This is a genomic window from Streptomyces sp. NBC_00414 (assembly GCF_036038375.1).
Lineage (GTDB): Bacteria > Actinomycetota > Actinomycetes > Streptomycetales > Streptomycetaceae > Streptomyces.
The window spans coordinates 562,690-587,900 of the sequence record NZ_CP107935.1 but is presented as its reverse complement, the minus strand read 5'-3'; the positions used below and the strand labels follow the sequence as shown (position 1 = coordinate 587,900).

23 protein-coding genes and 1 pseudogene are annotated in these 25,211 nt (G+C 70.8%); 9 read left to right on the top strand and 15 right to left on the bottom strand.

Annotated elements, in window-relative coordinates; translation table 11 throughout:
• Window positions 1–21: 21 nt before the first annotated feature.
• From OHS59_RS02580 to OHS59_RS02570, 3 genes are all read right to left on the bottom strand, one after another.
• Window positions 22–699, bottom strand: coding sequence for a 2-phosphosulfolactate phosphatase (locus OHS59_RS02580; protein WP_328499020.1), 678 nt, complete (start codon window positions 697–699; stop codon window positions 22–24).
• A gap of 126 nt (window positions 700–825) precedes the next feature.
• Window positions 826–1,671, bottom strand: a complete 846-nt coding sequence (locus tag OHS59_RS02575; protein ID WP_328491737.1) for a phosphotransferase — start codon at window positions 1,669–1,671, stop codon at window positions 826–828.
• A 215-nt stretch (window positions 1,672–1,886) separates the two neighbouring features.
• Window positions 1,887–3,113: an MFS transporter gene (locus OHS59_RS02570; protein ID WP_328491736.1), complete on the bottom strand. Its 1,227-nt coding sequence runs from the start codon at window positions 3,111–3,113 to the stop codon at window positions 1,887–1,889.
• A gap of 663 nt (window positions 3,114–3,776) precedes the next feature.
• Between OHS59_RS02570 and OHS59_RS02565 the strand changes: the two genes are divergently transcribed.
• Together OHS59_RS02565 and OHS59_RS02560 are read left to right on the top strand one after the other, a co-directional pair.
• Window positions 3,777–5,801 carry a serine/threonine-protein kinase gene (locus OHS59_RS02565; RefSeq protein WP_328491735.1) on the top strand — a complete coding sequence of 675 codons (2,025 nt, stop codon included), beginning with the start codon at window positions 3,777–3,779 and terminating at the stop codon, window positions 5,799–5,801.
• A 291-nt stretch (window positions 5,802–6,092) separates the two neighbouring features.
• A complete protein-coding gene (locus OHS59_RS02560; RefSeq protein ID WP_328491734.1) occupies window positions 6,093–8,072 on the top strand; it encodes an FHA domain-containing protein in 1,980 nt (659 codons plus the stop codon).
• A gap of 57 nt (window positions 8,073–8,129) precedes the next feature.
• Here the strand turns inward: OHS59_RS02560 and OHS59_RS02555 are convergent, their stop codons facing one another.
• Window positions 8,130–9,278, bottom strand: coding sequence for a P1 family peptidase (locus tag OHS59_RS02555; RefSeq protein WP_328491733.1), 1,149 nt, complete (start codon window positions 9,276–9,278; stop codon window positions 8,130–8,132).
• Window positions 9,279–9,423: 145 nt separating this feature from the next.
• Here OHS59_RS02555 and OHS59_RS02550 point away from each other — a divergent pair, with 145 nt between their 5' ends.
• Window positions 9,424–11,442: an ATP-binding protein gene (locus OHS59_RS02550; protein ID WP_328491732.1), complete on the top strand. Its 2,019-nt coding sequence runs from the start codon at window positions 9,424–9,426 to the stop codon at window positions 11,440–11,442.
• A 56-nt stretch (window positions 11,443–11,498) separates the two neighbouring features.
• Here OHS59_RS02550 and OHS59_RS02545 read toward each other — a convergent pair whose 3' ends face one another.
• Window positions 11,499–12,773 (bottom strand): NAD(P)/FAD-dependent oxidoreductase, encoded by a 1,275-nt coding sequence (locus tag OHS59_RS02545; protein WP_328491731.1) that lies wholly within the window; start codon window positions 12,771–12,773, stop codon window positions 11,499–11,501.
• Between the two features lie 265 nt (window positions 12,774–13,038).
• Here OHS59_RS02545 and OHS59_RS02540 point away from each other — a divergent pair, with 265 nt between their 5' ends.
• Entirely contained in the window at window positions 13,039–13,509 is a 471-nt protein-coding gene (locus OHS59_RS02540; protein ID WP_328491730.1) for an MSMEG_6728 family protein, read from the top strand.
• A 45-nt stretch (window positions 13,510–13,554) separates the two neighbouring features.
• Here the strand turns inward: OHS59_RS02540 and OHS59_RS02535 are convergent, their stop codons facing one another.
• Complete coding sequence (locus OHS59_RS02535; RefSeq protein ID WP_328491729.1) at window positions 13,555–14,115, bottom strand: TetR/AcrR family transcriptional regulator; 561 nt, start codon at window positions 14,113–14,115, stop codon at window positions 13,555–13,557.
• Window positions 14,116–14,222: 107 nt separating this feature from the next.
• Between OHS59_RS02535 and OHS59_RS02530 the strand changes: the two genes are divergently transcribed.
• Window positions 14,223–14,849, top strand: a complete 627-nt coding sequence (locus OHS59_RS02530) for a TetR/AcrR family transcriptional regulator (RefSeq protein ID WP_328491728.1) — start codon at window positions 14,223–14,225, stop codon at window positions 14,847–14,849.
• Window positions 14,850–14,918: 69 nt separating this feature from the next.
• On the opposite strand, the gene OHS59_RS02525 is transcribed toward OHS59_RS02530, so the two are convergent.
• Both OHS59_RS02525 and OHS59_RS02520 read right to left on the bottom strand, forming a co-directional pair.
• The gene (locus tag OHS59_RS02525; RefSeq protein WP_328491727.1) at window positions 14,919–15,533 is read right to left on the bottom strand and encodes a hypothetical protein; all 615 of its coding nucleotides are present in this window, start codon (window positions 15,531–15,533) and stop codon (window positions 14,919–14,921) included.
• Window positions 15,534–15,649: 116 nt separating this feature from the next.
• A pseudogene (locus OHS59_RS02520) lies at window positions 15,650–16,126 on the bottom strand (ABC transporter permease); the annotation flags it as partial.
• A 143-nt stretch (window positions 16,127–16,269) separates the two neighbouring features.
• Between OHS59_RS02520 and OHS59_RS02515 the strand changes: the two are divergent.
• From OHS59_RS02515 to OHS59_RS02505, 3 genes are all read left to right on the top strand, one after another.
• Window positions 16,270–17,166: a sensor histidine kinase gene (locus OHS59_RS02515; RefSeq protein ID WP_328491726.1), complete on the top strand. Its 897-nt coding sequence runs from the start codon at window positions 16,270–16,272 to the stop codon at window positions 17,164–17,166.
• Window positions 17,163–17,576, top strand: coding sequence for a hypothetical protein (locus OHS59_RS02510; protein WP_328491725.1), 414 nt, complete (start codon window positions 17,163–17,165; stop codon window positions 17,574–17,576). Before OHS59_RS02515 ends, OHS59_RS02510 begins: the two co-directional genes overlap by 4 nt.
• A 161-nt stretch (window positions 17,577–17,737) precedes the next feature.
• On the top strand, window positions 17,738–18,196 hold the full coding sequence (locus tag OHS59_RS02505; protein WP_328499019.1) for a PaaI family thioesterase: 459 nt from the start codon (window positions 17,738–17,740) through the stop codon (window positions 18,194–18,196).
• 189 nt (window positions 18,197–18,385) lie between these two features.
• On the opposite strand, the gene OHS59_RS02500 is transcribed toward OHS59_RS02505, so the two are convergent.
• The 3 genes from OHS59_RS02500 to OHS59_RS02490 all read right to left on the bottom strand — a co-directional run bounded on the left by OHS59_RS02500 (window position 18,386) and on the right by OHS59_RS02490 (window position 20,912).
• Entirely contained in the window at window positions 18,386–18,805 is a 420-nt protein-coding gene (locus OHS59_RS02500) for an MmcQ/YjbR family DNA-binding protein (protein ID WP_328491724.1), read from the bottom strand.
• Window positions 18,806–18,888: 83 nt separating this feature from the next.
• A complete protein-coding gene (locus tag OHS59_RS02495) occupies window positions 18,889–19,425 on the bottom strand; it encodes a hypothetical protein (protein ID WP_328491723.1) in 537 nt (178 codons plus the stop codon).
• Between the two features lie 206 nt (window positions 19,426–19,631).
• Window positions 19,632–20,912, bottom strand: a complete 1,281-nt coding sequence (locus OHS59_RS02490) for an MFS transporter (protein WP_328491722.1) — start codon at window positions 20,910–20,912, stop codon at window positions 19,632–19,634.
• A 373-nt stretch (window positions 20,913–21,285) separates the two neighbouring features.
• On the opposite strand from OHS59_RS02490, the gene OHS59_RS02485 reads away from it, so the two are divergent.
• Window positions 21,286–22,080 (top strand): hypothetical protein, encoded by a 795-nt coding sequence (locus OHS59_RS02485; RefSeq protein ID WP_328491721.1) that lies wholly within the window; start codon window positions 21,286–21,288, stop codon window positions 22,078–22,080.
• Window positions 22,081–22,216: 136 nt separating this feature from the next.
• Here OHS59_RS02485 and OHS59_RS02480 read toward each other — a convergent pair whose 3' ends face one another.
• From OHS59_RS02480 to OHS59_RS02465, 4 genes are all read right to left on the bottom strand, one after another.
• Window positions 22,217–22,432 (bottom strand): hypothetical protein, encoded by a 216-nt coding sequence (locus tag OHS59_RS02480; RefSeq protein WP_328491720.1) that lies wholly within the window; start codon window positions 22,430–22,432, stop codon window positions 22,217–22,219.
• A gap of 27 nt (window positions 22,433–22,459) precedes the next feature.
• Window positions 22,460–23,302 (bottom strand): DUF3626 domain-containing protein, encoded by an 843-nt coding sequence (locus OHS59_RS02475; protein WP_328491719.1) that lies wholly within the window; start codon window positions 23,300–23,302, stop codon window positions 22,460–22,462.
• Window positions 23,303–23,403: 101 nt separating this feature from the next.
• Complete coding sequence (locus tag OHS59_RS02470; protein WP_328491718.1) at window positions 23,404–24,708, bottom strand: MFS transporter; 1,305 nt, start codon at window positions 24,706–24,708, stop codon at window positions 23,404–23,406.
• A complete protein-coding gene (locus OHS59_RS02465) occupies window positions 24,705–25,193 on the bottom strand; it encodes a MarR family winged helix-turn-helix transcriptional regulator (RefSeq protein WP_328491717.1) in 489 nt (162 codons plus the stop codon). The genes OHS59_RS02470 and OHS59_RS02465 overlap by 4 nt, the downstream gene beginning before the upstream one ends.
• Window positions 25,194–25,211 lie beyond the last annotated feature (18 nt).

Genomic DNA, 25,211 nt, shown 5'->3' with positions numbered 1-25,211 from the left:
CGGACGAGCGCCGCCCCACCGTCACGTCCTGCCGTGCGGACGCAGGACCATGAGTGAGTCTTCCAAGGCCGCCACCATGGCGAAGGGGAACCGGTCGACCTCAAGGCAGAGCGCAACGTCATCAGGGTGGACCCCTTGACGCACCCCCGCCGCCAGTTCGGCGGCGGCACGTGACTCGGCGGCACGGCGGAGGAACTCGGCAGGGTCCGTCCGAGCGCCGGTGGCCCTGCGAGCGATGTACTGGGAGCACGCCAGGTCTTCCTCGGCCTGCCCGTCCTCGCCGGTGACCACGAACGTGACACTGTCGCTCTTGCGTGTCCGCAACAGCTGAGCCGTTGCCTCCGCCACCACGAAGCCGGCGCACAGCACCAGCGCCGCCTCCTTGACCGCAAGGGCGCCGACCGTCCCTGCCGTCGTCTTCTGCACGACGGTCCGTCCGCCGAGGTCGACAGACCGCAGCAGGCCCGGTGAGTTGACCATGTCGAATCCGGGCGCGGGTGGACCGTCCTTGAGCGCCGCCCAATCCGGGTGGCGAGCCCTGAGTGCCAGGGCTTCGTCCAGCGACTCGGCGAGAACGATCTTTTCCGCGCCCTGGGCGAATGCCCAGGCCGCCACGGTGAAAGCACGCATGACGTCGACCACGACCGCCACGGAGGGGGCTTCGGCCAGGTCGGCGATGCCGACGAAACGAGCGTCCATTCGGATCATGATCGTGCATGCTCCACCCGAAGCGCCCGGAGAGTGGTGCGCGTCACATCGGCGTCGAGACGGTGGACCGAGGGTCGGTCGGCCCGCTGTCGGTCAGCCGGTCCCTCCGTCGCGATATCAGTTCGGTCCGCAGCGATCGAGTGCGGCACCGACCCGCCTGAGGCCCTCGACTCGCCAGTGGGCCCGGTCAGGCAGTTGGTCGTCTCGGCGCCACCGCCAGGCCGAGAACATCGCCCAGTTCAGGGCGCGGCACCGGTGGATCAGGCCGTGGTCGGCCCCCGCATAGTGCTCGCCCACTTCTTCGGGCGCGTGGGCGAGGTCGAACTCGATCGGCCCACGGCAGGCCGTGCCGAGGTCTACGAAAAGCGGCCCTTTTCGCGTGTTCAGGAGGTTGCCCGGATGGGGCTCGCCGTGCAGCAACTGGTCGCCGGCTCCGTCGATGCCGATCGCGGCACCCAGTCCACTGAGCGTGCTGCTGAGGAAGTCCCGGTCGTGGTCGGGCAGCTCGGGGGACTGCTCCCGGTCGTTCACCGCTTTCAGCGCCATGGCGACTCGATCGGTGCAATGAGGTGCGTCCAGCTCGATCCGACGCAGGGCGGCATGATGCCGCAGGAATACGTCGGCGTAGTCGGCCGGTGCGATCTCTGGCGGCCCCACCGGCTCGTAGTAGGTCCAGAGCGAGACGGCGAAGGTGTCACGCACATGGACCCGGGGCTCGACCCGGGGATCGAGCTCGGCCACCGGAGCGTCGACATCGGTGAGGCGCCGAGCAACCTCCACCTCGAACTCGGATCCCGTCAGATGCCCCGATGGGGCGACCCGAGCCAGAACATCGCAGGGGATCAGGCGCAGCGCGAGGCGGTCCGAGTTCTGGACGACGATCGCGTCGTCGACCTGAAGGCCCAGCTCCGCAGCGGCCGTGCGGCCTGCCGCGATCGCGCGGCGGAGCTCTGCCGGCTCCATGCCGTTCTCCCCTCGCCTCTGAGTACACGTACACGTCCGGGGACAACGGCCCGAACCCGAGCCGGGACCGAAACCCCGACCCGGCGACAAGCATCGCAAAGCAGGCCCCGCACACGCCCTGCATTTATTCCGCCGAGCGGGCTCCCACGTGAGTCGCTCCGTGGAGAGATCGTCCGCATCCCCGGGCCCTGTGCGGAGCCACCTGAGCCGTGGGGCTACGTACGCCGGGACTCCGTACCCTCTCCCACCGTCGTGACCTCCGCTTTCCCGACGGACGAAGTGATCGTCTCGGAGCGGGGGCCGCCCCGGTCCATGAGGCCCCCGGTGAAGGCGAGGCCGAGGCCTGCGACGGCGAGGGCCGCGCCGACCAGGTTGGGCGCGGCCCAGCCCCAGCCCGCCGAGATGACCAGGCCGCCGAGCCAGGCACCGCCGGCGTTGGCCAGATTGAAGGCGGAGTGGTTGGAGGCCGCCGCCATGGTCGGAGCGTTCTTCGCCTTGGCCATGAGGAGCATCTGGACGGGCGTGGTGATGAGGGAACCCATCGCGCCGATGAAGGTGATCGTGATCAGGGCGGGCACGGTGCTGTGGACGGTGAAGTAGAACACCACCAGTGCCGCGGCGAGCAGGGCGAGTCCCACGTACAGCGTCGGCCGCAGGGCACGGTCCGTGAGCGGGCCCGCGATCAGCGTGCCGGCGGTCATGCCGACGCCGTAGAGCGCGAGCACCAGGGTGGTCGATGTGTCGGAGATGCCCGTCAGGTTCGTCAGCATGGGCACGAGGTAGCTGTAGACGGCGAAGAAGCCACCGAATCCGACGACGGCCGTGGCCAGGCCGATCGCGACCTGCTTGTTGCCCATCGCCCGCAGCTCGTGCCGGATGCCCGACTGCTGCGCGCGCGGTTGATGAGGGACGAAGAAGGCCAGCGCGACAAAGGCGAGGAGGCCGATGACGGCGACCGCCCAGTAGGCCGAGCGCCAGCCGAGCTGCTGCCCGAGCGCCGTGCTGGCCGGGACGCCGACGATGTTCGCGACGGTCAGCCCGAGGAACATCTTCGAGACGGCGCGGGCCGCCCGATCGGGAGCCACCAGCCGGGAGGCGACGACCGCTCCCACACCGAACAGCGCTCCGTGCGGCAGGCCCGCCAGAAAGCGGGCGGCGAACAGCAGACCGTAGTTGGGGGCGAGTGCGGACGCGGCGTTGCCGAGGATGAACAGCCCGGTCAGGAGCAGCAGCAGCCGCTTGTGGGGTATGCGCGCACCGATGCCCGTGAGGACGGGGGCGCCGACGACGACCCCGAGCGCGTAGGCGGAGACGAGGTTGCCGGCGTGCGGCACGGACACTCCGACCCCGTCGGCGATCTGGGGCAGCAGCCCCATGGTGGCGAACTCGGTGGTGCCGATGCCGAACGCGACGACGGCAAGGGCCAGCAGGGCCAGGGGCATGGTGCGGGAGACCTTTCAAAGACGGTGGTCCGGCAATGGGAGGCGAGGCCGGGCCCGGGGGCATCTCCAGTCCCCCTGGTCCCTGGTCCGTCGCGCTGAGCACCATTGCCCGGCAGCCCCAGAACAGGCCAAGCCTATAAGAGGCATCTGGTCCAGGATTCCGGCGTTGTTGCCGTATGCAAGCTTTTTGTCGTGCACAGGTCGAACCCGGGCGGCAAGACTCGCCGGTCGAACGCGCCGAACGCGCCGAACGCGCCGAACGCGCCGAACGCGCGGAACCGGACGGCAGGGCTCCCCGATGCGCCGCCTGCGCGGTCTGACCCGTTCATGTACGTGGTCCACCTGCCGGGACAGCGGCCGGTTGGGGCGCGTCACCAGGCGCGATGCGCGGCGCGAAAGCCCAGTGGGCAGCCATCCGGTGGCCCCGGTCCCCACCCCACGCGCAATCCGAAGTGCCAACCGGTGTGGTCTGAACAGATACGGACAATTTACGACTGACGTTGTCCGAATGCGACTGACGGCAGGGCTAGACTGCAGCAACCGAACGGCCCCTGCCTTGCACGTAGTTGGTAGTCAAGAGCACCGGGGTGGCGAGAGGTGCCGATCGGACGCACAACGTCCGGGCGCTCATTCACACCTAGAAGACAAGGGAGATCCTCCCCGATGGACCACCAGGACACAGTGTCTCCGGATGCGAGCCCTGAGCGGCTGGTCGCTGATCGCTACCGTCTGCTGTCCACCCTCGGGGAGGGCGGCATGGGAACCGTGTGGCGTGCTCGTGACGAGGTGCTGCGCCGCGAGGTCGCCATCAAGGAGGTGCGCGCCCCCTCCGGGCTGTCCGCCGACAAGATCCAGCGCATGTACACCCGGCTGGAGCGGGAGGCGTGGGCCGCGGCACGTATCACCGCCCCCAGCGTGATCACCGTTCACGACGTGGTCACCGACGGCGACCGCCCCTGGATCGTGATGGAGCTGGTGCGGGGCCGCTCGCTCGCGGAACTGATCGCGACACAGGGTGCGTTGAGCCCGCAGGAGACCGCGCGGATCGGCGCGGAGGTCCTGGGCGCACTGCGCGCCGCGCACGCCGCCGATGTGCTGCACCGCGACGTGAAGCCGGCCAACGTCCTGCTCGCCGACGACGGCCAGAGAGTGATCCTCACCGACTTCGGCATCGCCATGGTGGTGGGCGACACCGCGCTCACCATGACCGGCGAGGTCGTCGGTTCCCCCGAGTACCTCGCGCCGGAACAGGCACTGGGCCGCGCTCTGGGTCCCGCGACGGACCTGTGGTCCCTCGGCGTCCTGCTGCACACCGCCGTCCAGGGCCGTTCGCCCTTCCGGCAGGACAGTGCCCTCGGGACCCTGCGCGCCGTCGTCGACGACGACCCGCCGGCCCCGCACCGGGCCGGTCCGCTGGCCTCCGTCATCGACGGCCTCCTGCGCAAGGACCCCGCCGAGCGGGCCTCCGCCGAACAGACGGCACGGGACCTGCGGCTCATAGCCGCCGGTGGCACGCCCGACGCCGACTCCACGGCGACGGAGTCCACACCGACGGTGACCGTCTCCGCGCGGACCGCCGATCCACGTATCGCGACGGCGCAGTCCCCCTTCGCCGAGACCACGGCGGCGACCACCGCCGACGCGCCCACCGGGGAGGCGGACTCCTCGACGCGGACCTCGTCCTCCGACGTCACGACGGCGGAAGGCGCACCGACGGCGACCGGCTCCGAGCGGACCGCCGACCCACGCATCGCGACGGCGCAGTCCTCCTACGCGGACACCACGGCGGCGACCACCGCCGACGCGCCCACCGGATCAGCGCCCCACTCACCGCAGGCCGCGTCCTTCGACGCCACGGCGACGGACACAGGCGGCACGCCCGCCGTTCCGGGGCAGACCTCCTCCGGCACCTCGGCGACGGCCGCCGGCGATACACACCCCGCCCCTTCACGATCCGTGTCCTCGGACGACACCGTGAACGCCGCCGCCGGAACGTCCGAAGCCCCGACACACCAGGCAGCACCTCTCGCGCACCCGGCGACTCCCGTCACACCCCCGCAGGCTCTGTCTCCGGACTCGCTCCCGACGGTGACCGGCCCGGTCACCACAGACCCGGTCACCACAGAGACGAGCGCCCCCCTCCAGTCGCGGCGCGGTCGGCGCAAGACGTACATGCTGGCGGCGCTGACGGTCGTGGGCGCCCTGCTCGTGGGAGGACTGGGGTACGCCCTGACGCGCGACGGCGACAAGGCGGACGGCAAGGGAGCCACGGCGAAGGAGAGTTCGCCCGCACAGCAGGCACAGGACGGCTCCCCTTCCGCGGGAGGCGAGAGCCCGGCCCCCGCGGGGCAGCCGCCGGTGAACGTGTCGGTCAAGGGCACGAACACGACCTACGCGGGAAGCTGCCCGCCACCGCAGGGGGAGGCACCCGCGTTCACGGCCACCTTCGAGGTGACGGAGCTGCCGGTGCGGTTCACCTACCGATGGGTCTCGGCGGAAGGCTCGGTGGTCGACAAGACCTGGCGGGCGCTGTCGTTCTCGGAGGGCGGCCCCCGCACCCACCAGGAGACGATACGTGTGACGACGTACGCGCAGCAGGGGACGCTGGCGAGCGCGATGGGCGTGGAGATCAAGTCGTCGCAGCAGACGATCTCCGACACGGTGCCGTTCACACTGACATGCGAGTGACGGTCCGGGCGGTGGCCATTAGCCCGCGGCCCGCCGCCGCCCACTGACCGGACCGGCTCGATGCGGCCCGTACCGTTCCGGGACCAGGAACCCGGTGTGTCCGTCGCACCCGGGTTCCCTTTTCGTGACGGCCGAGTCGGTCCAGTCGGTCCACGCGGTCCGGACAGGCCCGTCGGTGCGGTCGGTCCGGTCGGTTCAGTTATTTCAGTCTGTCCAGTTGGCTCTTGTGCCGGATCGGCCGCCCCGGCGCGGTCCCGTTCCGGCAACGGGGCGTGTCTGCAAGGAGTTTGAGTGTCGTCGGTCATCGTGGGACGCACGGGTCCCTTCAGCGGTCAGAGCGTGGTGCTGGGCACCGCGCCCCTGCGGTTCGGTCGTAAGAGCGACAACGATGTGATCATCGTCAGCACCAGCGCTTCCCGGCTGCACGCCGAGATCGTCGTGGAGGACGACACGTTCGTCCTCCACGACCGCAACAGCAGGAACGGCACCTACGTCAACGAACAGCGCGTCACACGGCACGCGCTGGCCCCGGGCGATGTCATCCGGATCGGCGACGAGACCTTCCTGTTCGAGACGCAGGAGGCTCTGGAGACGGTCATGGACCTCTCCCAGCTCGATGTGCCGCGCCCCACGGCCCTGGCGAACCCCAGCGCCCTCCGCGTCACGATCGCAGGCGGCGGCCCGGTCGGCCTCGCCTTCGCGCTGCTGCTGGAGAACGCCCTGCAGGGACGCGTGTTCATCACCGTCTACGAGGGACGGTGGGTAAAGACCGGCTCCACGGTGGCCTGGAAGGACGAGACACAGGGGAACGTACGCCGCCAGCAGGTCGTCACCATCCAGAGCCGGCAGTACCTCGCCCTGACCGAGGAGATGCAGTCCGCGCTGTTCGGCTCCGGGCAGTTCTCCGAGATGTGGCCCGTCGGGCCGGACTCCGTCGAAGGCCGGCCTCCCCGCAACATCCGGATCGCCTACGTCGAGGACCAGCTGCTGGAACTGGCCAACAGCAAGTCGGCGATCCGGCTCGTGCCCAAGCGCTTCGACCCCACGGAGCACGCGCACCGGGTCGCCAACGACCATGTTCTGGCGATCTGCGACGGCGGACGTTCCCGCACCCGCGAGCACTACGCCGACCGTTTCGGCGCGGCCGACGCGTCCATCTACTCCCTCGACGGCGAACACCTCCAGGACGTGGTGCTGGGGCTGCGGGTCAAGTCGCCGCTCACGGACCAGATGAGCGTCCTGCTGACCGTGTCGCAGAACAGGTTCCTGCTCAACTCGCTGCGCGGCGAGGGCTTCCTGAACATGCGGCTCACCCGTGACGAGACCAAGGCCGTGATCGGCATCGATCCCGTCCGCCAGGTCTTCGAGGAGTGCATCGCCGCCCGCCCCTGCGTCATGAGCCGCCACGAGGACAACGAGTTCGTCTGTCCCACCCACGGCACCCTCTTCCTGCCCGCCCTGCTGCGCGGCTCGCATCTGTGGAAGCGGATCCGGGAGGGCCTGAAGCTGTTCGGCGTGGCCGAGGACGACCTCAGCGCCATCACCTCGTTCCGGCTCGACATGGTGCAGCGCCCCAGGTTCACGGCACAGCTCACCCGCGCCACCGCGACGACCCCGGGAACGTACGGCTTCCTGCTGGGCGATGCCGCCAACGCCATCCACTTCTGGCCGGGGCGCGGTCTCAACAGCGGTCTCGCCTCCGCCGTGTCCCTCGCCCGCTCGCTCAGCCGCACCTGGCAGGGCCGGCCGTTGCGCGACGCCGACTTCATCCGGCACGAGGCGGCGATGTCCATGCTGCAGTACCGGCACAAGAGCCGCGCGTGGAACGCCATGGTCACCACCGACGAGCAGGGTGCCACCCGCGCCATCAAGGACATCATCGCCCGCAGCATGGAGCAGGACCAGGCGCCGCCCGTCGCGGTCCCGGCTCGGGCCACCGGCTCCGCCGAGGCCGAATCCAAGGCAGAACAGCCCGACCTGGGCGCGCTGCTCGAACGGATGCGCGCGATACGCGACCGGCTTGAGACCCGGCTTCCCGGCATGCCGAGCGACGAGGAACTGCGTGAACACCTCGCCACGCTCGCGCCGTCGACCCTGCGGACGCTCCAGGAGAGCGGTGCGTGGGACACCCTGATCGTCGGCGGCGAGGAGGCCGACATCGACCTCTTCTACCAGGCCGACGCTCCCATCTACGCCCCCCGCCCCGCGGACCCACGCTTGGCGGGTCCCGACTCCGGGCCCCAGGACGCGGTACCCAGCCACCAGCCCTGAGAGTTCGGTGAACGCCGTGCCCGGGTGACCGAGTTCAAGGAGCCCGGGTGATCGAGTTCAAGGAGAACGAGTACCGCTGAGGCTCCCCGCGGCGCCCGGATCCCTGCGGTTCAGCAGGGCGAGGAGCGGTGCCGCGGGCAGGGGACGCCGGGTGTGGCCGTACGGGCCCGTGGTCGTGGTGGCGGTGAGCAGCGAGTTGAGAACCGCTTCCTCCACGGCGTCGAGGACGGCGACGAAGAGCGGGTCCAGCCGGTCGTCGGGCACCACGGCGGGCCCGGCGGGCGTGCCCAGGGGAGAGGTGCCGAAGGCGAGGCCGTAGTCGCCGCTGCCGTGGCCGTACGCGGCTCCGGCCCTGGCGAGCCCGAAGACGGCGCGCCGGGCGAGACGGGTCAACTGGCGGGCGTCCAGCGGCGCGTCGGTGGCGACCACGATCATGCAGGAACCGGCCTCCCGGGTGGCTTCCGGGCCGTTGTCGGAGTAGGTGTTCGGGCCGACGTCCGGGTCCGTGGTGGGGACGCCGACGTCGGCCGGTGTGACGACACGGCCCGACACCCGCAGCGTGCCGCCGAAGTTGGCCTGGACGAGAACCCCGAGCGTCACCTCACGGCCGGCCAGCGGCACACGCCGTGACGAGGTGCCGATGCCGGCCTTGAACCCCAGCGCGGTCATCCCGGTGCCCGCCCCGACACTGCCCTCGGCGACCGGCCCGCCGCACGCGGTGTCGAGCGCGGCCCGGACGTGTTCCTCACGGACCGGACGCGAGCGGATGTCGGACAGCAGCCCGTCGTTGCATTCCCCCACGACCGGGTTCAGGCTCCGCGCGGACGCCCCCTCGGGCCGCTCCAGGACCCAGCCGACCAGGGCGTCCGCGACCCGGAAGGCGGACAGGGTCGAGGTGAGCAGCACCGGCGTCTCCAGCGCGCCCAGTTCGGCGAGCTGAGTGGTGCCGAGCAGTTTGCCGTAGCCGTTGCCCGCGAACACCCCGGCGGGCAGCGGGCTGCCGGGGCCCACCCCGTCCGGCACGATCGCGGTGACACCGCTGTGTACGAGCGGCGGCCGGACCAGCGTCGTGTGCCCGACGCGGACACCGGGCACATCGGTCAGGGCGTTGTGCGTTCCCGTGGGCAGGCCCCCGACGGAGAGACCCAGCTCATGGGCTCTGCGGGCGGCGGCGGGCGGGGGCGGTTCGGACAGTGACTCGCGCATGTCGGCACGCTATCGGGAGCCCGCGCCCCGGGTTTCGCGGACGGGGGTGCGTCCGAAAGACCCGGTGGTCCGGAATCAAGGGTGGGAAGCGCGCCCGACCCCACGGCGGGCACTGTCCGAGCCATGCCGACGAGAGACGATCACCGTGCTGAGAAACCTGCCCGAACCCCCGGACGACCTCGTCGGACGACACCGGGAACTGGCACATGTCGCCGACGCCCTGGACCGGCACCGCCTGGTCGTCCTCACCGGCGTGGGCGGCGTGGGCAAGAGCCGGCTCGCGCTGCACGCGGCGGAGCAGGTGATGAGCGCCGGCACCCGAGGAGTGGCCTGGGCCGACCTGTGGCCGCTGACCAACGCCCGCCTGCTGCTCGCCACGGTCGCCGACGCCCTCGACTTCGCCGATCACGCGACGGCCGAACCGCTGGACGCGCTGTGCGCATGGCTGGCGGGCAAGGAGGTCCTGCTGGTGCTGGACTCGTGCGAGCACCTCTCGGCGGCCTGCCGTGAACTGCTCGCCCGGCTCCTCGACGACTGCCCGGGAGTGACCGTGCTGGCCACCAGCCGGGAGCCGTTGGGGGTCGACGGCGAGCACCGCGTGATCGTGGAACCGCTGCCCCCGGCGTCCGACGCCGTGGAACTCTTCCGCCGTCGCGCGGCCGCGACCGGAACCGGCCCGATGGGCCCGGAGGACATCAGGATCGCCGCCCGCCTGTGCCGGAAACTGGAAGGGATCCCGCTCGCGCTGGAGCTGGCGGCCGGTCAGCTGGCCCACCGCACGCTCGGCGAGGTCGAGGAACGTCTGCGTTCACGCCTGGACCTCTCCGCGCGGAACCCGGGCCCCGGCCATTTCCGCCATCGGACGCTGCGCACCACGATCGGCTGGAGCCACGAGCTGTGCGAGCCCGCGGAGCGTCTGCTGTGGGCCAGGTTCTCGGTGTTCCGGGACGCCGTGGACGCCGACGCGGTGCGCGCGGTGTGCGCCGACGAAGCCCTGCGCGCCTCGGACGTCGAGCGGGCGCTGGCGGGGCTGGAGCGCAGGTCCGTGGTGTCCCGCGCGGAGGGCCGCTTCCGGATGCTCGACACCGTGCGCGAGTACGGCCGTATGTGGCTCGGGGAGCTGGGCGAGACCACGGTGCTGTCGGAGCGGCACGCGGCGTACTTCCTGCGCCGCACCCGGCGGGCCCACGCGGACTGGCTCGGCCCGACACAGATCGACGCGTACCGGTGGGTCTCCGCGGCCCACTCCGACCTGTGCGCCGCGCTAGACCACTTCCTCGCCACCCGGCCGCAGCAGGCGCTCGAAATGGCCGGGCTGCTGGGCTTCTTCTGGAGCTGCTGCGGTCATCTGCGGGAGGCCACCGGCTATCTGGAGGAGGCCCTGGCGCTGACGGAGGAGCCGGGGGCGGTGCGTACGCGGGCCCTGTGGTCCCTGGGCGTCGCCCGGGTGCTGTGCGGCGAACACGACGCGGCGCAGCGGCTCGCCCTCGCGTGCGAGCGGCAGGCCGCGGCGCAGGAGGAGGCCGAAGGCGCGCTGCACGCCGCCTATCTGCTGGGGCTGGTCCATCTGCTGCGGGGCCGGCCGATGGCCGCGCGGTTCGTGGTCGACGCGGCCCTGGGAAGCGCGGAAGGCGGGCCCTTCGCCTCCGAGGGCCGCGTGCTGTGCCGTCTGATCCGGGTCTTCGCCCTGACGGCCGGGGGACTGCGCGAGGAGGCCCGCCGCGAGGCCGGTGAGCTGCACCGGGGCTGCACCGTGCGCGGCGAGTGGTGGGCCCGGTCGTACGCCGACTACCAGTTGGCGCTGCTCTCGCTGTTCGAGGACCGTGCCGAGGACGCCGTCGGACACGCGGCCTCCATGCTCGACGGCAAGCGCCGCATCGGCGACAGCTTCGGCATCGCCCTCGGCCTGGACCTGCTCGCCTCGGCGCTCGCCGCACAGGGCGCCGGAGAGCACGCGGTCGCCGCGTACGGCGCCGGCGAGAACTACTGGGCCGCCGTCGGCCATCCGCAGCGCGGCACCCCGGAACTCGGGCCCGTACGGGAGCAGTACGAGTCGATGGCCAGATCCCTGCTGGGTGACTCCGCGTACGACAAGGCCCTGCTCGACTCGGTGCTCCGTGACCCCGAGTCGGTGCTCAAGGAGCTCCTGGAAAGAACCGGCTGAGGGACGCTTCGGCGAGCGGTTGCGCGGGGCGCCGCGGGTGGCTGTGCGACGACGGGCTACCGGCCGAGGTCCCGGGCCACCGCGCGGGCCGCGCGGGAGCCCGACGCCAGTGCTCCCTGCACCGATCCGGTGGCCCGGTGGTCCCCGCACACGTACCGTCCGGGTGCGACCCGGGCGGCACGGCTGAGAGGCTGCGGGGGCGCCATGACGGGCAGTGCGTCGGGCACGGTACGCACGGTCACCAGGTCCCAGCCGCCGGTGTCGACGCCGTACGCGTCGGCCAGTGCCTTCCGGACCTCCGGTTCGCGGCCCTCCCCGTCCTCACCGAGCACCGAGGTGGCGATCAGGGACATGCCCACGGGTGCGTAGGAGGGGACGACCTCGCTGAGGACACAGGAGTTCAGGAAACGCCTTCGGGTGTCGGTGAGAAGGGTGGGCTCGGCGAGCGGGGACCGTGTCGCGGCGTGGTAGTACGTCGTCACCACGCGGTACTCGGGCACGTCCAGCCCCGGCAGCAGACGGGCGGCCGGACCGGGGCCGGTGGCCACCACCACGGCGCGGGCCGGGAGTTCGGCGCCCGTGTCCAGTTCGACGCCGTTGTCCGTGAGCCGGGCGACCGGGGTGCCCAGACGGACGGTCGCCCGGGGGAGCGCCGCGGCGAGCGCGCGCGGCACCGCTCCGATGCCCTCGCCCGGCAGACACAGCGTGCCGCGCAGCATGCTGCGCCAGACGAGGTGGAAGACGCGCTCCGAGGTCTCCAGCTCGTCCTCCAGGAAGACGCCGGAGAGGAAGGGCCGGAAGAAGCGCTCCACGAACTCCTCGGAGAAACCGGCCGCAGCGAGCGCGGTCCGGGTGGTGCGCTCCTCGGCGCGTTCGCGTTTGAGCAGCCGGACGGGCGCGAACATGTCCCGGGCCGACAGGGCGCCCAGCGCGATGAGGTCGCGGGTGCCCGCGAGGTGTCCGGGACGCAGGTCGCGAAGGCTGCGGGACCTGGACGGCTCGGACGGCCTGTGCGGCCTGCGGGTCGGGTCGCTGAAGCGCAGCGGCCCGTCGTCGGTGTGCACGAGGACGCCCGGGGTGAAGGGCCTCAGCCGCAGTTCCCGCAGCGGCAGCCGACGGCGGACCTGCGGGTAGGCGGTGTTGAAGACCTGGAAGCCGCGATCGACGACGAAGCCCTCATGCCGGTCCGACCGCATGCGCCCGCCCACCTCGTCGGACGCCTCCAGCACTTTCACGTCGAGACCGACATCCACCAGATCGCGAGCGCAGGCCAGCCCGGCGAGGCCCCCGCCGACCACCAGGACATCCGGTCCACCGCGAGTAGCGGGCATGGGCACTCTCCCTGTTAGACATGCGACATACGAATGCGTTACGCGACATGTGGCGCTCGAAGTACGGACACGCGGCGAGCGGTGTGCGACGTGCCGCACGGGACCCGCCGACGTGACCGTCGCTGCCACCCCGACGCCGCCTACCCCCGGTACCCGCGTACACGGATTCCACAACCGATCTTCGCGTCGGGCTCACCGGCTCGGGCGAGGCAATCGCCCGTTTGGAACCAGTATGGGAAGGGGGCGGCCGCGGTAGGCATGGGGCGTGCAGACTTTTCTTCCGTACCCCGACTTCACGCGGTCCGCGGCCGTCCTGGACCAGGCACGCCTGGGCAAGCAGCGGGTCGAGGCCCTTCAGGTGCTTCGCGGCCTGACCGTGCCCGGCTACGGATGGCGGCACCATCCGGCGGTCCGTATGTGGATCGGCTACGAGGAGGCACTGGTCCGCTACGGCCTGGACGTGTGCGCCATGTGGGTGGCGGAGGGCCGCGCGGACACCTGCGCCACCACGCTCGCCACCGACTTCGCGTCGTTCCGACCCGGGGCCGCCGTACGTGTCCAGGAGCAGCTCGCCGACGACGGGGAGCTGCCGCCCTGGCTGGGGGACCCCGTTTTCCATCGCAGCCACCAGTCGGCGCTGGTGCGCAAGGCGCCGGAGGCGTATACGCCGTTCTTCCCGGACGTTCCCGACGACCTGCCCTACCTCTGGCCGGCCTCCGACCGGGTCGGCCCGTAGGGCCAGGTCACTTCGTAGGACGAGGTCACCCCGTAGGGAGCGGCCTCAGCGGTGCGCGTCGGCGCGCAGACCGTCGATGATCACGGTGAGCATCCGCCGGCTGCGTTCCGGGCAGGAAGGTCCGCAGTCGGCCCTCCAGAGGAAGGACCCCAGGAGCAGGACCTCTTCCGCTTCGGCGTCCGCTCGCACCTGCCGCGCCGCCTTCCCCGCGTTGAGCAGCAGGTCCAGGGCGGCGATGATCGGCGGGTGGAGCCGGCCGGCGCGGGTGGCGGCCTCCACCGCCAAGGACGTTCCGCCGGTGGGGCGACCGTCCGCGCCAAGGCGCTCGAACCAGAGACGGAGGGCTTCCACCGGCCCGTACTCGTCCAGCAGGAGCGGAGCGGCGGCGGCGAGCACTTCCAACTCCTCGCGGTAGACGGCCAGTAGCAGGGCCTCGCGGTCGGGGAAGTGCCGGTACATGGTTCCCTGGCCGACTCCGGCCGCCCTGGCGATCGCCTGGAGGCTTGCCGAGGGGTCGCCGGTGAAGGCGGCGTGCGCGGTCTCGATGATGCGGGCGCGGTTCTCCAGAGCGTCGGATCGCGGCGCGCGTCGAGGGGTTCGCATCATCCGATGCCTTCCGTTCCGGTCTGCGGCCTGCCTGCCTTCGGGCCGCCGACGCCGCCATTCTTATGCACTTGTTGGTCGTATGACAAGTTTCTTGTAGAGTCCGCTCCATGACCACCGCCCCCCGCACCCAGAAGCAACGCCGTGAAGAGGCCGAAGCCGCTCTGCTCACGGCTGCCGCCGAGTTGGTCGACGAGCAGGGAGTCCGCGCGCTGACGCTGGCCGGCGTGGGGGAGCGCGCCGGTTACAGCCGCGGGCTCGCGACCCACCACTTCGGGTCGAAGCAGGCGCTCGTCGAACGCCTGGCACGCTCGGCCCAGGCCGGATTCGTACCCGGACTGGAAGGCCTGCCGCCCGGACTGGACCGCCTCCTGCGGCTGATCGACGGATACATCGGCGGACTCGGCCGTATGGGTGTGCTGAACAGGGTCTTCCTCAAACTGTGGGCCGAGTCCGCGACCGCATCGGAACTGACTCAGCTCTTTCGTGAGCGCAACGAGGCGTTCCACGCGGACCTGTACGAGGATCTCGTCGCCGGGATCGCCGACGGCACGATTCACCCTGGCGTGGCACCCGACGAGACAGCGATCGCCGTCGTCGCGCAACTCCGCGGGATCGGCATGCAACGGCTGATCGACCCCAGCCGCGTCGACACGGAACGGCTACGGACGCATGTCACCGAACTCTGGCGCCGGGGACTGGCATCGGCACCGACACCGGTACGGGGACAGGACTGAACGACGGCGGGTCGCCGGGGGCGCCAAGCCCGTGTCACGAGGCATGGCGCCGTGAGCGGCTCGGGCTCGTCACTCGTCCTTGTCGCTGAACGCCTCGATGCGGCAGCGCTTCTCCAGTTCCGGCAGGTTGGGCACGTCGATCTCGCCCGCGGGCCAGCTGTAGCCCTCTCCGTCGGCCATCGGCTTCACCTTGACACCGGCCTTGTGCATGCAGGCGATCTCGGCCCGGAAGTCGTCCATGTAGTGCGGGTTCTTCGCGCGGTCCAGCTCGGGCGGACCGAGAGGCAGCTTGCTGATGCACGCCTTGGACGCCTTGGGAAAGGCGCGGTGGGACTGGTCGGGGACGTTCTTGCCGTCCTTGACGATGCTCTGCTGGGGCACACCGTGCTCATGGACGCAGGCCGACCAGACGTTGAACAGGCGGGTCTCCTCCTCTTCGCTCGTGTCCAGGCGAAGTTGGGGCCGTCCGGCCTCGGGGTCCTGGGCCTGCTTCTCCCGCGCTTTCGCGGACGATGCGGTCCCCGTCTCGATGACGGATGCCACGTCCGTGCCGGAGTCGGCGTCACCGCCGCACGCGGTGAGGGTGGCGAGCGCGAGCACCGCCGTGGCCGGTACGAGGAGGACCGGTACCCGCCGGATCCGGGGCCGTGGCCGGGTGTCGGGCTGGAAGCGGTGAGGATTCATGTCTCCTGGTTTCTCTGCGAGGGCAGGGGCAATGGAAGGGGGCCGGGAGCGGGGGCGAGGCATCGGAAGGGGGCCGGGAGCGGGGGTGAGCCGGGATCATGGGGTCCGTCCGGGCTTCATGCCGAGGCGAGTGCCTCGGTCGGGGACAGGCGTGCGGCGCGCAGGGAGGGGTACAGCCCGGCGATCACTCCCACCAGGACGGTCCCCGCGACGCCGCCGAACACCGCGGTCGGCGGGATGACCAGGGGCCAGTGCTGGTACGCGGCGTAGGCGACGGTGGTCAGGACGCCGAGCAGGGTGCCGGCCAGGCCGCCGAGCGTGGACAGGGCGACGGATTCGGTGAGGAACTGCAGCCGGATGTGGCCGCGAGTGGCGCCGAGGGCCCGCCGCAGACCGATCTCGCGCCGCCGTTCGAGCACCGAGACGACCATGGTGTTGGCCACGCCGACCCCGCCGACCACCAAGGCCACTCCGGCAAGGCCGAGGAAGAGGGCGGAGAAGGTGGTCTGGGTGTCGCGTTTCGCGGTGAGGGCGTCCGAGGGGCGGCTGACCATGATCACGCCCGGCAGGCCGGGATCGACCGTGTCGGGCAGCTACTCCTGCCCGAGGAGTCGGTGGACATGCCCCCTACGTCGCCCCCTCGGCGCTCCTGTACGTCAGCGACACCTCCGGCTCGGCCGCCGCGCCCTTCGACCTCTCGCCGGCCAACGCCCCGCGGACACTCGTCGTCACCGCGGTGGTCCTGCTGATCGCCGTGTTCGTCACCGTCGTGACCGGCATCCACCTGGTCCGCCCGTTGCGAGCCCTGACCAGGGCGGCGCAGGGCCGCGACGAACACCTGCCTCCGGTACCGGTCGCCCGGCACGACGAGATCGGCCGGCTCACGGCGGCGTTCAACGAACTCTCCGAGCACCGGGCACGCACCGAACAGCAACGCAAGGTCATGGTCAGCGACATCGCCCACGAGCTGCGCACTCCGCTGAGCACCATCCGCAGCGCCCTGGAGGCGACCCAGGACGGCGTCATCGAGGCGGACCAGCACCTGACGGACTCCCTCCTCGAAGAGGTCCTGCTGCTTCAGCACGTCATCGACGACCTGCAGGACCTCGCCGCCGCCGACGCGGGCACCTTGCGGCTGTACGCGGAACAGATCCTGGCCGAGGCCGTACTGCGGCACGTTGTGGCCGCCCACCGTGCCGCGGCGGAGAAGGCGGGGGTCACGCTGCTGGTCGACAGCGCGGGCCGACCGGACCTGTGGGCCGACCCGCTGCGGCTGCGTCAGATCGTCGGCAACCTCGTCTCCAACGCCGTCCGCCACACGCCGCCCGGCGGCCGGGTCACCATCCGGGCGAGCGGGGACGATGCCACGGCCGTCATCGAGGTGACCGACACCGGCGCCGGTATCGCGGAGGAGGACCTGCCTTACGTCTTCGAACGATTCTGGCGATCGGAGAAGTCCCGCAACCGCAGGACAGGCGGCAGCGGTCTGGGCCTGTCCATCGCCCGAAAACTCACCGAAGCGCATGGCGGCATGCTGTCGACTGGGAGCACGCCCGGACGCGGCGCGACCTTCACGATCACGCTTCCCCGGAGCGGACAGGAACCTCACTCGGCGGAAGAGGGCGCTGTATGAGCGCGGTGTGGGCGGCGACGTCGCCGGAATCGGGACTCTTCCATCCGGTCGAGAGACACTCAGAGGTGCAGGATCTGTCGGACCGCTTCGACGAACTGCGGACCCGTGGCCAGGGGTACATCGAGGTCCGGTCGCCGAACAGGGAGTTCCCGGTGCTGCTCCTGGCCTTCCGGGAGGAGCACGCGGTCGTCCACCTGATGAGCGACACCGAGCGGATGTCGCTGCTCGCAGGAGACGGCACCGTACCTTCGGATACCGAGGTCGAAGTCCCGATCATGGACGACCTCGCCGCGTTCACGGGCGACTTCGTCGTGGACATCGATCGGGCGTGGTCCCTGCTGCACGACTTCACGCAGACGCAGACGCAGACGCAGACGCAGACGCAGACGCAGATGCGGACGCGGACGTAGACGCTGACGCGGGCGGCGGACGGCCCTCGGCCGCCCGGGCCGTCATCCGGACCAGCGGTGCCATGATGCTCGCCATCGGCGGGTTCCCGTTGGCGGAACGCCTGGCCTGCCGAGGAACGCGCTCCGCTCCACCCGGCACGGACACGAAGGAGAACATGTACGTGGAAGACCAGGCGCAGCTGGAGCAGGCGAGCCCTTCGGTCCAGAAGCGGATCCAGGACAGTTTCGACCGGCAGGGATTGATGGGGCACCTCGGCGCACGCCTCGCCCATATCGGCCCCGGCCGCGTGCACATCGTGCTCCCGGCCCGCCCCGAGGTGACCCAGCAGCACGGCTACGTTCACGCCGGCGCCACCAGTGCCATCGCGGACAGCGCCGGCGGCTACGCGGCGCTCACCCTGTTCGACGAGGACTCGGACGTCGTCACCGTCGAGTACAAGATCAACCTCATCGCGCCCGCGACGGGCGACCACCTGCAGGCGGTCGGCACCGTGCTGAAGTCCGGACGCACCCTGACCGTCTGCCAGTTCGAGGTGTACGGCGTCCACGGCGACGGTGTCCGGAAGCTGGTCGCCAACGGCCAGCAGACCCTGATCCGCATGAACCGGCCCACCGAGTGAGCCCATCACCGGCTTCCCGCCGCGTGGCAGCGCCCGCCGAAGCCGCCACTGCCACCCTCATGTGATCCCCGGCTGCACCGGACTCACCCGCTACGTGCCTTCAGGCGGCTCCGCGGCGCAGTTCCGCATCGACGCACCGCTGTTCCCACCGGTACCGGCGCGGACGGGCCGGTGCGGTACCCCCGCCGGTCAGCTGATCGGTGGCGGCAGGGGGACCCGCGCGGCGAGGAACTTCGGGGCCATCTCGCGGTAGCTGTCGGTGATGAGCTCGGCAAGCTCGGTCCAGTCGGTGTGGTCACCCAGAACGGCGACGACGACGTTGTGACCCCAGTCGGCACGGAAGAACGGGAACCCACCGGCGGTCAGGCCGAGCAGGTCGTCGACGGGCGCCCGAAAGGTCATCACGACCGGCTCCTGATCCGCGGGTACGTACGAGGCGTAGACCGGGTGGCGATCCACGTCCGGCGCGTAGACATGGGCGAACGTCCGCGTACGAATACGCCATCGCACCCCGATCCAGGCCGATTCCTCGTACGACTCGGGCAGCTGCCGACAGATCGACCGCAACCGGTTCAGGGTCTCCGGCGGCACATCTCCAGGGCTGGACATGGGCCGACACTAGCGACTGCCATCGAATTCCGCAGGACACGGCTGGGCGGGGAAGCCCGCGTGGCAGCGCGGAAACTGGCGCTTCAGGTGTCGGTTCCCAACGCCCGCCGTGCGGCGACCTGGAACGCGACCTCCAGAGGCTTCTTGGCCTCGAACCCAGCCATGAATTGCCGGTCGTACTCCGCTAGATGGCCAGTACCCTGCTGGATCGCGGCTCGAATCCAGGTGCCGGTCACCAGCTCCCACTGCCGCAGAGCTTCTCGCAGATCCTCAGCGGCCGCAGCCGCAGTGTGCGGGCCGGCCATCGTGACCGCCGCTGCCGCGGCACTGAACTCAGTCCAGGCGTCGTGCACGTCGGAGCGGGCGCTCTCCCAGTCCTCGACACCGCCTGCACCGTGAAGCAGATCGGACGCCTTCCAGACGGCATTGGAAAGCTGCTTCGCGCAGGCGGCGAAGCCTGTATAGGTCTCGCGGCGCACATCCGCTAGCCAACGCTTCTCCTCTGCGCGATGCTGAGCGTCGAGACTCCGGAGCTGCGTGCTGAGGGTGAGCAGTCCGCCGCCCACACCGCCGGCAGCACCGATCGCTGCGCCAAGTATCGCTGCGACGCCGGCGTCCACTTGGCGCGCCCCTTTCGTTGGTTTCCGAACGTTCTACCCCAACGAGTCCTTGCCCAGGCGGACAGGCATCTCGACGTGTCGATGTGTCACCCGGTACGCCATCCGCCCGACGTGACCACGCCCCGCCGAGACCGGCGCGACAGCAGTGGCGACGTACGGCAAAGGCTGGGCGCACGTCGCGGGTCGCGGAGCGCGGGTCATGGAGCTCAGGGGGACCCGCGGTTCGTGGACGAATCCCGCCGTGCGGGCGGCGGGGGTGGCGCCGTCCTTTCCACGGGCGCGGCAGCGGTTGCGGTCCGCTTCGGCTCGTCCGGTGTTGAGGCCCGCAGGCCGCCGAGCGTCAGGAGCGTCATCACCACCGCGGCTCCCGCCGCCACACCGAAACCGCCGTGCGCACCGCCCGTGTCCACCACCCGACCCGCGATCGCCGCGGCGCCTGCTGTTCCTGCCGCGCTTGCGGAGTTGCCCCAGGTGAACGCCTGGGTGAGGACGGCGCGGGGGACCGACGACTCGGTGAGGACGGAGGAGAGGATCAGCAGGACCGGCACGGCGAGACCGGTCGACGCGAGGGTGGCGCCGACCGCGAGAGGTGCGTCGATGAAGGTCAGCGGAAGGCTCGCGAGCATGAGGCAGGCGGTGGCCGCCGCCTGGCGGCGCCGGGGTGAACCGCCGTGGCGCCAGGCTCCGTACGCCCAACCACCTACCAGGTTGGTGCAGTTGGAGGCGATGTAGAGCAGTGCTGCCATGTCCGGAGTGCCACGTCCGACGGCGTAAGCGGCGACGGACACCTGCGTCGCACCGAAGAACACGCCCAGCGCGAGGCCGAGAGCGGCCTGCCGCAGGAACGCGGAACGGAGCAGGGCGCGTCCGGCGTGCAGGCGTTCGGCGTGGCCGGTCAGGGGCGGCACGGTGCGGCGCTGAATGGCGAGGGCAAGCCCGCCGCCGACGACGAGCGCGGCGGCGAGCAGCACCCCGGCGCCCGGGTGGCCCGCCGCACCGAGAGCGCTCATCAGGGCCGGACCGGCCAGGTACGACATGCCGTTGGCGAGGGCCTCCAGGGCGAACGCCGTGGGCAGCGCGGCGGCCCGTTCGCCGGACAGCAGTGCCGACCAGCGGGCGGCGGACAGGGCGCTGAGCTGGGGGAGTGTTGCCCCGACGAGCACTCCGGCGACGAGGTCCGGAACCGCGTCGGCGAGCAGCAGCGCCACAGCCCCGGCGTGTGCGCCCAGCGCGCAGGGAAGCACCCGCGTCTGCCCGAACCGGTCCACAAGCCGCCCGATCTGTGGCCCGGCGACGGCATCCGCGACAGCGAACCCGCCGGTGACGAGACCCGCGGCGCCGTACGACCCGGTGCGGGCGTGCACCAGCCAGACGATACCGATCCCCGTCATGGCGATGCCCAGACGCCCGACAGCCGCGGGCAGGAAGAAGGCCGCAGCACCGGAAGTGCGCAGCAGAGTACGGTAGTTCGCCGAAGCCGAAGGCACGACGCATCCCTTTCGCCGCCCGGCGGGACGCGCCACACGGGGTCGCCGGCGTCCGGAACACCGACCCATGGCTGCGCCTGAAGCCGTCCAATGGTGGCGTGGAGCGGGGACGCGCACCCCACGCCGACTCCGTCACCGGGCAGATGTCATGCGGTAGTTGCTGACTTCGTTCGATCGTAGAGGAAGGGCGTACGGAAGCGAACAACTTCGTGACCGACGCGGAGGTGGACGCCGAGCCGGGGGCAAGCCGGCGGTAAGCCGAGGGGCGGGGCCGCACGGCCGAAACTCTCGGGCCCCCTCACCGGTTTCGTGCGAAGATCTACGGGCCCTGTCGGGCTCCACCCCACCGCAGCGACGATTCCTCGGAGAGCCCATGCGCCGTGCCCGCTTCTTCTCGGCCGCCGTCCTCCTGCTCTGCACGGCATGTTCCGGCGGTTTGGACGGTGACTCGGGGGAGAGCGCGAAGAAGGCCGTGGACCACGGGGCGGCCGTGCGCGCCGCGATAGAGAGGACGAGCGCGGACAGCGTCCGCGTGGACGAGAAGATCGAGATGCGGTCCACCGACAGCCCCACCACGTACGCGTTCACGATCGAGGGCGCCTTCGACCTGGCGGGTGACAGGGGCCGGCTCACGGTGGACCTGACGGGCAGCGGCATGGACCCCGTCGAGGAGCGCTTCGTCGGCGACACCGTCTATGTGAAGGGCATGCGGGCGGTCGGCGAGGGCAAGTGGGCCTCGGTCGTCCGGAGCGAGGCCCTGACCCGCTATTTCCTGCGGGCGCCGCTGAACGACCCGGAGCACCTGCTCCGCCAGATGAAGGCGATGCGGCAGGTGTCGAAGGAGGGCAAGGAGCAGGTGAACGACGCCCCTGCGGTGCACTACCGGGGCACGATCGACCATGCCACCGCGACGCTCCGGATGACGACGAAGACGAAGCAGGCGCTGGACGGCGTGCGCGAGGAACTGGGCGACGACGTGCCCGTCTACGCGGACGTGTGGGTCGACGGGAAGGGACGCGCCGTCCAGGCCCGACTGTCCTACTTCGGCGGTATGAAGGCCGAGACGACGATGACACTGTCGGACTTCGGCACGCCGGTGGAGGCCGAGGCCCCGTCGGCAGAGCTGGTCGTCCCCGGGACCATGGGCGACGACGTCCTGCTGGCCTGAACGGGGCGGGCCCTGGAGCGGGCCCCTGGGAGGCAAGCAGCCCGAAGAGGGGACGGCCGGCCCGAAGAAGGGGCGGCTGTCCCGAAGAGGGCTCGGCGACGGGGACGCCACCAGCGACAGACCCGATGTTCCTGGCTCAGGTGCACAGCAGTGAAGCGCGGATCCGAGCGATGGCCCGCAGCGCCTCGTCACGGTTCCTGGCTTGCTGTATCCATGCGGGCAGGCGGGCCACCACGGTCATCCTTCGGCCGTGGTCGTACCAGGGGATCTCCTCACGCAGCGGCGCCTGCACGAATCGTCCGATCAGGTCCAGGTGTTCCAAGTCGTGGGCCCACACCCACCCGTGCCCCATGAACCGAGGACTCCTACGGGTTGGATCTCAAGCCGAGTCATTGCCGAAGCGCGCCAGGCAGTGCCAGACCTTCTTGAGGTCCTGGAGGGCGTATCGGCCCGTGCGGGCGGCGTCTCCGATGATTCTGGGGTCGAGCCGGCCGTCCACGGCGATCTCGACTCCCAAGTCGACGTATTCCTGTCCGCGGTAGGTCGGGTGGCGTCGCAGTTCATCCACGTTCAGCCGAAAACCTGGATGCCATTCGATCGGGCATGACAGGCGGCGAGCGTCGGACTCGACCTCCGTGCCGCGATAGCTGGGATCCAACACCAGTGCCTCTAAATCGAGTTCGAACCTGACAGGCCCGTGAATCTGTGCCTCGATGTGACGGTCCAAGGCGTCCACATCATCCGCCTCGGCCATCTCGACGAGCGAGCAGCGGTCGGCGACACCGAAGGAAGAAGGCTCGGCGGAACTGTCGGGGTAGCAGAACGTAGCGCGCGTACCGGCCCCGTGGCTGAGTCTGAAGTACGAGGAGCCGAACCGCGGTGCGCCACCGAAGGGATCACGACGGTAGTTCAACGCGCCGTACACAGGGCGCTGTTCAGCAGCCGCGCCGTCGTACGCGCCGGCGAAGATGCGACTCTCCCAGCGCCACCGGTCCCCACCAGGATGAGCGGTCAGGCCACCGTTGCTCGTGCCCGTCGCGAACTGCGACCGGTAGACACCGTCTTTCGCCATCTGGACCAGGATGGGGCGGCTCCCCGCGACACGATCGGGATGGAAGTGCATCGTCACCCGCAGGTCAGGAGCGAGCGGCCCTCCCCTGGGCGAAGCGGCGACATGCCGCAGGGCCCTCTCCTGAAGCGACACGGCCAAGTCAGCTTCCATACGCAGAGTGTGCCCGGACGGCAGGCGCAACCGCACCTCGGTTTGTCCGATGGTCACGTCCGCCCGGTCACTCGAATCAGCAGCACCGCGGATCGATACAGCTAGTCGGCAGCCGCCGCTGCTGGTGCCGCCGCCGTGTCGACGGGCCCGGAAGCCTTCGGGGTCGCGGCAGCAGGCGGCGTGCGGTAGGCGCGAAGCGGGGCGTTGGTCGCGGCCACGGCGGCGATCGCCAGCATGGCGGACAGTCCGCCGAAGACCAGGGAGAAGGAGGCGGAGGTCGCCGAAGCCAGCAGGCCACCACGGAAGTTGCCGAGTTCGGGGCCCGCGACACCGATGACGTGTTCCACCGAGGAGACCCGTCCCCGGTACGCGTCCGGGGTCTCCATCTGGACCAGGGCACTGCGGGTGACGACGGACACGGTGTCGGCGGCGCCCGCCACGGCCAGGCAGGCGAGCGCCGTCCACAACGGCCCCGCCAGACCGAAACAGGCCAGCGCCAGACTCCAGACACCGGCCGCGGACAGCTGTACGAGACCGCCGCGACGCCGGCGCGTGACTGTTCCGGAGAGTAGACCGGCCGTGATCCCGCCGACCGCGACGGCGGAGAGGAACAGCCCGAGGGTCTGCGGATTTCCCCCGAAGCGGACCTCGTTGACGAGCGGGAAGAGCGCGATGGGCATGGCGAGCAGTGTTGCGGACAGGTCGGTGGCCATCGAACCCCACAGCGTCGGACGGCGCAGGAGGATCCGCCAACCGCCGCGCTCCGGCCGTCGTCTGCCGCCTGCCATGGCGCTTTCGGGCCGCATGGCGGGCAGGCGGATCACCGCGAGCATCGAGACCGCCACGGCCGCTGCCTGGGTCGCGTACGCGGCAGGGAAATCCCAGCGGGCGATGATCAGCCCGGCCACGGCGGGACCTGTCAGCATCGCCGCCTGGAAGGAGACGTTGGTCAGCGCGAGCCCGGCCGCGACCTGGTCCCCCGGCAACAGCCGGACGGGGAAGGTGCGCCGGGCGGGAGCGCCCAGAGCGCTGAAACTCGTCCCCACGGCGACGAGAACGAGCAGGAGCAGCACGTCGCGGTTGTGCGCCAGGGCCTGGGCGCACAGCCCCGCGGCGGCCAGCAGTTGGCCGGCGGTGGTGGCCCGCACCAGCGCACGGCGGTCGACGGTGTCGGCCAATGTGCCGCCGAGCAGCCCGAAGAGCACCATCGGCAGGCCGGTGGCGAGCCCGATGGCACCGGTGCCCACCGGGCTGCCGGTCAGGTCCCAGACCTGGGCCAGTACCGCCATGTTGGCTATCTGGCTGCCGAGTTGAGAGACCGAGGTGCCGATCCACAGGCCGCGGAACGACCTACTGCCACGCAGCGGGCGGATGTCGAGGAACCGGACGCGGAGGCGCCCTTTCATCGCGGTGGCTCGACGAGGTGGTGGAGGATCCGCTGCCGCATCGACCGGCGTTCCAGCGCCCGCCGCACCTCCTCGACCACGGCGGTCATCGCGTACGGGACCTCACCGTCCAGCTCGGCGACCGTCTCATGGGTGGCGCGCCACTCCGCCTCCAGGAACGGCACCAGCGACCTGCCGCGCTCGGTCAGCTCGATCCGCCGGGTGCGGGCGTCGGGCCCCGGCTCGGAGGTGACCAGGTCCTCCTTGCGCATGGCGGCGACGGTCTGGCTGATCGCGGAGTGCGAGCGGTCCAGGGATTTCGCAAGCTCGCGAATGGTCAGGGGTCCGGTGTGGGCGAGCCGGATCAGCGGATAGGCGAACCGAGGCCGCACCCCCTCGATGCCCCGCTCGACGTAGACCTGCTCGATCTCGGCGTCCATGGCTGCCAGAAGCGCGTGCAGGGAGTGCCAGGGATCGGGTACGGCGGTGGGATCTGAAGATGTCACAGCGCTAATATAACAGCG

Bases quoted from the DNA above. Each gene is read 5' to 3' on its own strand.
- OHS59_RS02580 (WP_328499020.1), bottom strand. From the start codon at position 699: ATGGACGCTCGTTTCGTCGGCATCGCCGACCTGGCCGAAGCCCCCTCC.
- OHS59_RS02575 (WP_328491737.1), bottom strand. From the start codon at position 1,671: ATGGAGCCGGCAGAGCTCCGCCGCGCGATCGCGGCAGGCCGCACGGCC.
- OHS59_RS02570 (WP_328491736.1), bottom strand. From the start codon at position 3,113: ATGCCCCTGGCCCTGCTGGCCCTTGCCGTCGTCGCGTTCGGCATCGGC.
- OHS59_RS02565 (WP_328491735.1), top strand. From the start codon at position 3,777: ATGGACCACCAGGACACAGTGTCTCCGGATGCGAGCCCTGAGCGGCTG.
- OHS59_RS02555 (WP_328491733.1), bottom strand. From the start codon at position 9,278: ATGCGCGAGTCACTGTCCGAACCGCCCCCGCCCGCCGCCGCCCGCAGA.
- OHS59_RS02545 (WP_328491731.1), bottom strand. From the start codon at position 12,773: ATGCCCGCTACTCGCGGTGGACCGGATGTCCTGGTGGTCGGCGGGGGC.
- OHS59_RS02535 (WP_328491729.1), bottom strand. From the start codon at position 14,115: ATGATGCGAACCCCTCGACGCGCGCCGCGATCCGACGCTCTGGAGAAC.
- OHS59_RS02530 (WP_328491728.1), top strand. From the start codon at position 14,223: ATGACCACCGCCCCCCGCACCCAGAAGCAACGCCGTGAAGAGGCCGAA.
- OHS59_RS02525 (WP_328491727.1), bottom strand. From the start codon at position 15,533: ATGAATCCTCACCGCTTCCAGCCCGACACCCGGCCACGGCCCCGGATC.
- OHS59_RS02510 (WP_328491725.1), top strand. From the start codon at position 17,163: ATGAGCGCGGTGTGGGCGGCGACGTCGCCGGAATCGGGACTCTTCCAT.
- OHS59_RS02500 (WP_328491724.1), bottom strand. From the start codon at position 18,805: ATGTCCAGCCCTGGAGATGTGCCGCCGGAGACCCTGAACCGGTTGCGG.
- OHS59_RS02485 (WP_328491721.1), top strand. From the start codon at position 21,286: ATGCGCCGTGCCCGCTTCTTCTCGGCCGCCGTCCTCCTGCTCTGCACG.
- OHS59_RS02480 (WP_328491720.1), bottom strand. From the start codon at position 22,432: ATGGGGCACGGGTGGGTGTGGGCCCACGACTTGGAACACCTGGACCTG.
- OHS59_RS02475 (WP_328491719.1), bottom strand. From the start codon at position 23,302: ATGGAAGCTGACTTGGCCGTGTCGCTTCAGGAGAGGGCCCTGCGGCAT.
- OHS59_RS02470 (WP_328491718.1), bottom strand. From the start codon at position 24,708: ATGAAAGGGCGCCTCCGCGTCCGGTTCCTCGACATCCGCCCGCTGCGT.